1 protein-coding gene is annotated in these 939 nt (G+C 23.2%); it reads left to right on the top strand.

Translation table 11 applies throughout. The features are described 5' to 3' along the window. Nucleotides 1–209 precede the first annotated feature (209 nt). A partial coding sequence (locus tag LDP10_RS02980; RefSeq protein WP_265197258.1) for an alanine--tRNA ligase-related protein occupies nucleotides 210–939 on the top strand: 730 nt, incomplete at its 3' end.

Below are 939 nucleotides of genomic sequence, written 5' to 3'. Positions count from 1 at the left end.
AAAAATAATTGTCATTTACAATTTAAAAGTTAACAAATGTTAAAAAATAAATGTTTAATCTAATATCTAACTAATTTTCTATTTCATAAATTAATAATCGATACTAATATTTTTAGTAAAAAAAATAATTTTAAATCATAATGTTATTAATAATTTAAAATTTCTATAAACTAGTAAAAATATTAAATATCTAAACTACACTGAATCATATGAATAAAAAAACCATAGAAATACGTAATCAATTCCTAAAATTTTTTCACAAAAAAAAACACAAAATAATGCAAGGTAGTTCTTTAATACCTAAAAACGATACATCGATTTTATTTACTAATGCAGGAATGAATCAATTTAAAAACATTTTTTTAGGACAAGATAAATCTAATCAATATTCTAAAATTGCTACCGCTCAATCTTGTCTTAGAACCGGAGGAAAACATAATGATTTAGAAAATGTAGGATATAGTACTCATCATCATACTTTTTTCGAAATGTTAGGTAATTTTAGTTTTGGTAGTTACTTTAAAAAAAAAGCTATTCTTTACTCTTGGGAATTATTAACGTCTAAAAAATGGTTTTCATTACCAAAAGAAAATTTTTTAATAACCGTTTATAAAAAAGATGAAGAAACATATGATATTTGGAAAAATATAATAGGTATTCATCCTGAACGGATTATACTTGTCGGTAACAAAACAAAAAATTCCGATATTTCAGATAATTTCTGGCAAATGGGAGATACAGGTCCATGTGGTCCTTGTACCGAAATATTTTATACTCTTAAAAATAATACATTTAATAAAAAAATTAACAATCTCGGAAAAAAAATAAATGATTACATTGAAATATGGAATATTGTTTTTATGCAATTTAATCGCATTAATGATGGTTCACTTGTAAAATTACCTAATCCATCGGTAGATACTGGAATGGGATTAGAAC

The sequence above is a fragment of the Buchnera aphidicola (Pemphigus obesinymphae) genome (genome assembly GCF_026122815.1).
GTDB classification, from domain to species: Bacteria; Pseudomonadota; Gammaproteobacteria; order Enterobacterales; family Enterobacteriaceae; genus Buchnera_C; species Buchnera_C aphidicola_BJ.
Note: the sequence above shows the minus strand (reverse complement) of the source record. Positions and strands in the feature narration are given on the sequence as shown.